Origin of the sequence: Coxiella endosymbiont of Ornithodoros amblus (assembly GCF_019425495.1) — a bacterium.
GTDB lineage: Bacteria > Pseudomonadota > Gammaproteobacteria > Coxiellales > Coxiellaceae > Coxiella.
The window spans coordinates 20,564-28,591 of sequence record NZ_VFIV01000015.1; the positions used below are offsets into that span (position 1 = coordinate 20,564).

Below are 8,028 nucleotides of genomic sequence, written 5' to 3' on the forward strand. Positions count from 1 at the left end.
ACCTATGATTAACAACCTAACCAATCGCTTAACAACGAGTATCAATAAACTTCGTGGACTGGGGCGTCTCACTGAAGAAAATATCCAATCCACACTGCACGATATTCGTTCGACGCTTATAGAAGCGGATGTTGCGCTTCATGTCATTAAGGATTTTATCGAGCATGTCCGAGAAAAAGCGCTGGGACAGGAGGTCATCGGCAACGTGCGCCCCGGCGAGGCCCTTGTAAAAGTCGTTCAAGATGAATTAACACACTTGCTCGGCGATGAGCTGGTAGAAATCAATCTCAATGTTCAGCCCCCGGTCGTTATTATAATGGCCGGCCTTCAAGGGTCTGGTAAAACCACTACCGTCGCTAAGTTGGCCCGCTGGCTCCTCGAAATTCAAAAAAAATCTGTCATGATCGCTTCCGCCGACGTTTATCGTCCGGCTGCTATTCAACAATTAGAAACTTTAGCGTCGCAAATCAACGCTACTTTTTTCCCTACACAAGCTGATCAAAAGCCGGTCGAAATTGCTAAAGCTGCTCTAAAGCAAGCTGAAAAGCAATTTATGGATGTTTTAATTTTAGATACGGCGGGCCGCTTACATATCGATAATGTGTTGATGGAGGAAATGAAAAGCATTAGCGATGCCATCACCCCTACTGAAATACTATTAGTGGTTGACAGTATGATAGGCCAAGACGCGGCCAATGTCGCGAAGTCATTCAACGACAAACTTCCTCTCACGGGCGTGATTTTAACTAAATTAGACGGTGATACGCGCGGTGGTGCGGCGTTATCCATGCGCATGATCACCCAAAAGCCGATTAAATTTGTCGGCGTCGGTGAGAAAATTGACGCACTTGAACCTTTCCATCCCAACCGAATGGCTTCTCGCATTTTAGGTATGGGCGATATCGTCAGCCTGGTTGAAGAGGCCCAACGCAAAGTCGATCAAAAACAAGCAGGCAAAATCGCTAAGAAATTGCAAAAAGGCAAACGCTTTGATTTTGATGATTTCCTCACTCAATTACAGCAAATGAAAAAAATAGGTGGCATGCAATCTCTCCTTGGCAAATTACCCAGCATGGGCCAGTTTCCAAAAGGCGCTTCAGCTTTCTTGGATGATAAATTATTAGTGAGGATGCAAGCCATCATTCAATCAATGACGCTTAAGGAACGCCGATTACCTGCTTTAATCAACGGTTCCCGCAAACGCCGCATTTCCAAAGGCTCAGGCACTGCATTGCAAGACGTCAACAAGCTTCTAAAACAGTTCGTCCAAATGCAAAAAATAATGAAGCACATAAAAGGTGACAAAATGATGAAAAGATTTAAACAGATGCAAGGAAAAATTCCAGACGATCTATTAAACCAATTGCCCCCCGAATGGCGAGATAAATAATTCCTCCTCACTCGCGCGCAAGATAATGTTAAAACACATATCTCTCCCCTTGCCAAGGTAAAATAAACCGCATGCCAAGGTTATTCCCTTTTTGCAATTCCTGAAAAATAATTTTAGCTACTTGGTCATCCGACATCGTTAAAGTCAGCTTTATATGAGTAACAAAAACGACAAGTCCCTTTAATGCATTTAAAGAATGTGAGCTCACTTGCACAGCCAGCTTGTGTAATTTCATTAAAAACAATTCCGGTTTCAAATGACCAAGTAATTGATTGTTCGGCTGCGCATTCATATAGGAACATTCTAATAAAATAGTATGTAATTGATGCCGACGGACAAGCGGCGCGATTTCTCGCCATATTTGCTGAATTTTATCGTCATGTTCAATAGAATCCGCTCCAGTATCACCAAAAAGAGAAAATAATCTTTTTATGCTTCAATAAAAAAGCGGTAGACGGATAGCCGTTTCCATGATTTAATGGAAATGCTTTCACTTCAAGTTTGGTGCTGTGAGGAAGGGAAACCCATCGTCGTAAAGGCAGCACTTCAAAACGCTGAAATCCCAACCGCGTTTTCTCTAATATTTCCCGAATTAAACCAAACCTGCCAATTGAACACATTTCTCAACAGCACATGCATTGTTTCCGCGCAAGCTAATAAGAGCTGTTTTTCTTTTCGGTGCTGCAATCACAAAGCCCATGATATGATCGAAATGAGCATGAGAAATGAGATAAATAGGAATATGATTTTCAACAATGGCTTTCGCAAATTTACCTTCGTTTCTACGGAAAGACGAGCAAAGGAGCCCTGCGCAATCGCCTTTTCGACGCCATTAATAAAGTCCCTGCATCTAATGACACATATTGATCGCTTCCAAATAGGGCTGCCAAATAACTATCACCACCCACCATGAACGCCTAACGCAATGAGCTAAAAAGCTGACGCAGCTAAAGCGACATAAAAACAAGATAAAGAAATAAAACGAAGAATAACCGCCGCATTTATTAGACCTCCTTGCGAATCATTGCGTTAGCATAACTCAATCGATCAAATAAGAAAAATGAAGTTCTAATCTTGTGGTTTTTGAAGATTTTCAATAGAATCTAGCATGAAATTTAATTAGAGAAAGAAATGAGACAGCATGAAATTAATGATGAAGCTATGATGAGATGGCAAGGATATTGAAAAAGACGGACATTGATCCGAGTCAAAAATATGAAGATAAAACACCACTCAAAATCGCTTCCTAGAAAGGTTATCCAGATATTGTGGAACTTTTAATTGAGCACGCTCTCGTAGTTGACTCAAGAGGGAGGCATCAAGCACTCCGTTTCGCTTGTGAGCGCGGTCACATAGAGATAGCAGATTTTTATTACCTAAGGTAGGACAGCGGGCGTAGGCGATCCAAACCTATTGACTAACCTTCTATATACCGCCTGTAAATCAGGAAATAATTGTAAAATATTAATTGAAGAACACGCTAGAGATCCCCATATTGCTTTAGAGAAGGCCGAATGCGGCATTGCTCTGGCCACTGCGGCCGCCAGCAACTTTCAACCTATCGTCGATTACTTTTAGGAACAAGGCGTATTTTCTCTGGAAGAAGAAAAAAGAAATAATTGCGGTTTCGGCACTAGTCCAGTATTTCCTATGTACCCTCTTCTTTAAGTCCTTTCTCAATTATGTTTCCGCAATAGCTGTTGCAGATTAGTCCATTGCAAGATTATATCGAAAAATCATTGTACAGTAATTATACTAATCACAAATAGCCAAATACGTAGGTTGGTTCAACTTAAATTCCATATTCTTTTATAATACATTTAAATTTTAGCAGCTCATAATCATTATTCAATAAAGGTTCGTCATATGCGCCAAGAAGATGGCGAAATTTTAATGTCTTAAACCGATCAAAATCTAAAGAACTAACTTACATCTTTGTTTCCAAACATTATATGCTTGCAGCTAAAAAGTTGTTCTTGATACAATGTTGCAGTCTCAGTGCTAAAAACGTGTCTGGAGCCAGCCAGTTTTTATACTGTCACATGTGATCAAAATTCCATTTTTGAGCAATGTCTAATATTCCTTCTGGATATTTTGAGGTTTCAAAAATAAATATTGAGCAATTTCGATTATTCTCATAACTCATTTCTTTTAATGCCCACAATTTTGCATGATAACGATCAAGGTAAAAAGCATCATCTTTACCATGAAAAGCTCCAATTCTAATCACATTATTGACTTCTCCTAGGGCATCAAGGAAAGCTAGCCCTTTATCATTCAGCCCAACAGTATTTATAGATGAAAGTTTGCCGTTATCACGAATGATAATCATATTTCTGCTATTCTGAAGTTCTGTATCATCATGATTTGTTATATTTATACCTCTAACAAAGAAAATGTTAGGAAATATTTCCTTTATTTTGCTATGAGTCCATGCTAGTGAATACATATAATTTTAGGCTGTTTAGTCTTAGATAACTTTACTAATTTTTATTCTTGTAATTCTATCACCACAGATTTCAATAATTCTTGGATGACCTCACCTGGAAAACAGATCGCATATATCGTCACTATATATCTCTCTTTAAGAATTTATCTGCTGCTTTACGATAAACGGAATTTCCTCAGTGTATTCTATTAAATTTTCTTTTGTAATAGGTAAAAATACAATTAAATCTAAATTATTTAATGCAGCTTTTACATTAGGAAATCTTTCAGAAACTTCACTGTCATCATATCAATAGATTCTTGATTTGCTATGCACATAGCATAAGAGATAAAATCGATCGGGCATCTATCAAAAATAATATTAGGTTCATCTGCATGTTTATTCAGTTATGCAATACTATAATCAAGCTGCTCTAGCAAGTTATCAAGACTAGGTTCTAACGATAATGCCATCATCTCATCTTGTAACTTGTAATATTAGTTCAATCTCAGCTTTGTAATCGGGATGTTTTTTTAATGAAATCTTCAATCAGAGTACTTTTATCTATAAAGTGAGTACCAGCTACAGCAATTTGCATGATAAATCCTCATTAAAAAAACTTCATTTAGAGTTGCGTACCCACCAGAATGATTGGATAGAGCTCGGGCTATCAATACCTTGCCGTTCATGTAGATCATAACTCCTACAGTTTGAACGACCTTGACCAAATGGCCTTTTTATTCCGTTTTCAGACTCATTTGCATTGGACCAGACTAGTCCTTGCATGTCCTCACCAATTTCGCATAAAATACCCCACTTTAATCAATACAGGTACTCACATGGTAGTCATTCGTCTTGCCCGCAGGGGCAATAAAAAGAATCCATTTTATCACATCGTAGTCGCTGATAGACGAAAGCCGCGTGATGGTCGATTCATCGAGCGTGTGGGCTACTATAATCCAATGGCGCGGGGCCAGGATATCCGATTGCAACTCGAAAAAGAGCGTATTAGCCATTGGCTCAACCAAGGCGCTCAAACATCCTTGCGTGTAAAACATCTGATCAAGAAAATAAAAAAGTCTCCTGAAGAAGCTCAAAAAGCCGGAATGCGCAAAGGCGAATTCAAACGTCTCCAAGCAGAACAAGCAGCGAAAGCTCAAAAGAAAGCGGTAGCGACTGAAGAGCCAAAAGCAGAAGAAACTAAAGAAGCACCACCTGCTGAATCTTAAGCTGCAGAAGGGAAAGAAGAATAAAATGCCTCTGTCAATCCCACCGCTGACAAGCGGCGGGATGCCAAAAATAAGGCAATCCATTGCAACTCAGGTAGTTACTTGAAACCAAACGACAAAGTCATCATCGGCCGCTTAGCCCGTCCTTACGGACTGCACGGTTGGATAAAAGTCGTTTCTTTTACCCATCCAATTGACAACTTACTGAACTATCCAATTTGGCAAATCCAGCACAATAATGAGTGGCAACCTCTAAAACTCCAAGCCGGTAAATTGCACGAACCTTTCTTAGTAGTAAAATTAGAAAGCATTGATGACTCCGAAACTGCTAAACACTATACTAACGATCTAATTGCCATCGAGCGCGGCGTTCTCAGAGCGCTAAAAGAAGGAGATTATTACTGGACGGACTTAATCGGATTAGTGGTCGTGAATACCAATGGAATCGAACTCGGGATGGTGGGTTCGCTGATTGAAACAGGCTCCAACGATGTTCTTGTCGTAAAAAGCAAAGAACGAGAACGCCTAATTCCTTATACTTCATACACCATTCAGTCAATCCACTTAGAGAAAAAAATCATTGTCGTCGAGTGGGACGCGGACTTCTAGTATGAAACTCATTATCGGCGTTATTACCCTTTTTCCTCAAATGTTTGATGCCCTTAAATCGGGGGTGATTGGGCGTGCGCTTAAACAAGATCGACTAACCCTTTCCTTTTGGAACCCCCGCGACTACACCACCGATCCACGCCGGACCGCGGATGATCGCCCTTATGGCGGCGGCCCGGGCATGGTCATGAAATTTGAACCGTTGGCTCTCGCTTTAAAAGCAGCAAAAGCACAATTGGGTGAAAATTCCAAGGTGATTCACCTCACGCCTCAAGGGAAACTTTTAACGCAACAAATCGTAAAGGAAAAAATGCACGCGAGCCCATTAATTATACTCGCCGGTCGTTACGAAGGAATCGACGAGCGTTTGATTGAAGCTGAAGTCGATGAAGAATGGTCTATTGGCGATTATATCCTCAGTGGAGGAGAACTACCGGCTATGGTCTTGATCGATGCCATGACTCGCCTTCTTCCCGGGGTACTGGGTCATAAAGATTCTGCCTCCCAAGACTCATTTACTGCCGGATTTTTAGACTATCCTCATTACACTCGTCCTAGAAAAATCGCTGGCCGTCAGGTCCCTTCTATTTTACTCAACGGCGATCACGAAGCGATTTCACGGTGGCGACTCAAACAATCACTTGTTAGGACTTGGCAAAGGCGTCAAGATCTGATAAAAAGACGTTCCCTATCTGAAAATGAGCAGCGGTTACTTGACGAATTTTTTGAGGAGTCATCATGAATAAAATCATCCAGCTATTTGAAACACAAGAAACTCAGGGTAAAGAAATCCCTCACTTTCGCGCAGGTGATACCGTAACCGTGCAAGTGAAAGTAAAAGAAGGCAACCGTGAACGGCTGCAAGCCTTTGAAGGCGTTGTGATTGCTCTCCGTCATCGGAGTTTAAACTCATCCTTTACAGTTCGCAAGGTCTCTCACGGCGAAGGCGTAGAGCGTGTTTTCCAACTTTACAGCCCACTTATCACCTCGATTAAAGTCAATCGCCGCGGGGATGTTCGCCGGGCCAAGCTTTATTATTTGCGCAATCTGCGCGGCCGCAAAGCGAAAATTAAAGAAAAAATTTAATTGGTATGTCGAATGCTATTTGTTATCAAGCCACAGTTTCAACCCCGATAGGAAAAATTGGCGTTCGCACGTCGGACGATCATTTGCTCGGTATTGATTATCTTTATGATGACAGCCTCCTCACAAAACCAAAAACCATCCTTGCCAAAGAAATAGTCGAACAATTGCTGTGTTATTTTGCTGACCCTGAATTTCCCTTCGAAATTCCCATAAGGCTTGACCTCACCCCTTTCCAAAAAACGGTATTAAACGCCTTACGAACAATCCCAGTGGGTACTACGCGGACTTACGCTCAATTAGCTGAACAACTAGACACACAAGCTCGGCCCACCGGCAATGCTTGCCGTAAAAATCCTATCCCCATCATCATTCCCTGCCATCGTGTGATCGCAACAACGCATTTAGGGGGTTATAGCGGGGCTACAAAGGGAAAGCTTTTAGAAATTAAACGATGGTTATTGCAACATGAGAGTGTGTCTTTTGAACCTAACCTTGCTGAAAAACTAAAATAGGCCCTTTTCCCAAACCTTCTCCCAACGAACTCAAAAGTTGATGATCTAACTTTTTGTCGTTTTCATACGTTTTTTTAAACGCTTTATTAATCCGACAACCGATATTTTTTAGCAGTTCCCCCAGGGTATGTGCGTCCTCCAATCTCTTGAAGACTATCTCTAAACTCTGATAACGCTTTTTTATACAGTGCCTTAAAGGGATATTCGCCTCCGTTCTTCTTTACATTCAAAAACTCTAAAATAGTTCTCACCTTCTCCCAGGTTAATTCTTCTGTTCCAAGAAATTACCAGTGTGTGCAACCTCCTCTAAATACTGAATAAGCTCCCTATAATTTTTCAGTTTTTTCTTTTACTCGAAAATATTGGCCATTAATTTAAAAACTACCTTCCGTAGGCTCCTCCACCTTTATTACTGACATATCTATTTCTAATTTCTATACCTCATCTCTCGTTTTAGGTAAAAAATTAAATAATCCCCCAATGGGGGTCTATTTTCCCAACAAAAACCTATTTGGGTGACTTCTCCACTTTTTTGCATTTCAAACCAACGCTCCAAATTTAAAAGGTATTCTCTCCTCCTTAAAAGAGCAAAAATTGACTCCACTAACCACTATGGACTCATTTATGGCTTTTAAGCTTGCGATATTTTTTAAGTATTTCTCCATACACGAAGGAAAGCGATGAGTTTGTTTCCTGAGCAGGTGGAATTAATGGAAAGGCTTGTTTTAATTGAAGCAATTGATTATTGGGTTGAAAATAATTTCCCTTACATTT

The 8,028-nt window shown here is 40.5% G+C and carries 9 protein-coding genes and 1 pseudogene; 6 read left to right on the forward strand and 4 right to left on the reverse strand.

The genetic code is table 11. From position 1 onward, the window contains the following. Positions 1 to 4: 4 nt before the first annotated feature. Positions 5 to 1,390 carry a signal recognition particle protein gene (gene ffh / locus FIV31_RS03310; RefSeq protein ID WP_280123796.1) on the forward strand — a complete coding sequence of 462 codons (1,386 nt, stop codon included), beginning with the start codon at positions 5 to 7 and terminating at the stop codon, positions 1,388 to 1,390. Between the two features lie 28 nt (positions 1,391 to 1,418). On the opposite strand, the gene FIV31_RS03315 is transcribed toward ffh, so the two are convergent. The 4 genes and pseudogenes from FIV31_RS03315 to FIV31_RS03325 form a co-directional block, all read right to left on the reverse strand. Then, positions 1,419 to 1,823, reverse strand: coding sequence for a hypothetical protein (locus tag FIV31_RS03315; RefSeq protein ID WP_341873960.1), 405 nt, complete (start codon positions 1,821 to 1,823; stop codon positions 1,419 to 1,421). Further along, positions 1,795 to 2,010 (reverse strand): hypothetical protein, encoded by a 216-nt coding sequence (locus FIV31_RS03320; protein WP_280123797.1) that lies wholly within the window; start codon positions 2,008 to 2,010, stop codon positions 1,795 to 1,797. Before FIV31_RS03320 ends, FIV31_RS03315 begins: the two co-directional genes overlap by 29 nt. Continuing rightward, complete coding sequence (locus FIV31_RS08185; RefSeq protein ID WP_341873961.1) at positions 1,983 to 2,147, reverse strand: hypothetical protein; 165 nt, start codon at positions 2,145 to 2,147, stop codon at positions 1,983 to 1,985. The genes FIV31_RS03320 and FIV31_RS08185 overlap by 28 nt, the downstream gene beginning before the upstream one ends. A 1,035-nt stretch (positions 2,148 to 3,182) precedes the next feature. After that, positions 3,183 to 3,839 (reverse strand): annotated as a pseudogene (locus tag FIV31_RS03325) (hypothetical protein). Positions 3,840 to 4,657: 818 nt separating this feature from the next. Between FIV31_RS03325 and rpsP the strand changes: the two are divergent. The 5 genes from rpsP (at position 4,658) to FIV31_RS03350 (ending at position 7,254) form a co-directional block, all read left to right on the forward strand. Next, the gene (gene rpsP / locus FIV31_RS03330; RefSeq protein WP_280123798.1) at positions 4,658 to 5,047 is read left to right on the forward strand and encodes a 30S ribosomal protein S16; all 390 of its coding nucleotides are present in this window, start codon (positions 4,658 to 4,660) and stop codon (positions 5,045 to 5,047) included. Between the two features lie 102 nt (positions 5,048 to 5,149). Continuing rightward, positions 5,150 to 5,656 (forward strand): ribosome maturation factor RimM, encoded by a 507-nt coding sequence (gene rimM / locus FIV31_RS03335; RefSeq protein ID WP_280123799.1) that lies wholly within the window; start codon positions 5,150 to 5,152, stop codon positions 5,654 to 5,656. Between the two features lies 1 nt (position 5,657). Further along, positions 5,658 to 6,398, forward strand: a complete 741-nt coding sequence (trmD, locus tag FIV31_RS03340) for a tRNA (guanosine(37)-N1)-methyltransferase TrmD (protein ID WP_280123800.1) — start codon at positions 5,658 to 5,660, stop codon at positions 6,396 to 6,398. Continuing rightward, positions 6,395 to 6,742 carry a 50S ribosomal protein L19 gene (rplS, locus tag FIV31_RS03345; RefSeq protein WP_280123801.1) on the forward strand — a complete coding sequence of 116 codons (348 nt, stop codon included), beginning with the start codon at positions 6,395 to 6,397 and terminating at the stop codon, positions 6,740 to 6,742. The genes trmD and rplS overlap by 4 nt, the downstream gene beginning before the upstream one ends. A gap of 5 nt (positions 6,743 to 6,747) precedes the next feature. After that, the gene (locus FIV31_RS03350; RefSeq protein ID WP_280123802.1) at positions 6,748 to 7,254 is read left to right on the forward strand and encodes a methylated-DNA--[protein]-cysteine S-methyltransferase; all 507 of its coding nucleotides are present in this window, start codon (positions 6,748 to 6,750) and stop codon (positions 7,252 to 7,254) included. The last annotated feature ends 774 nt before the right edge of the window (positions 7,255 to 8,028 follow it).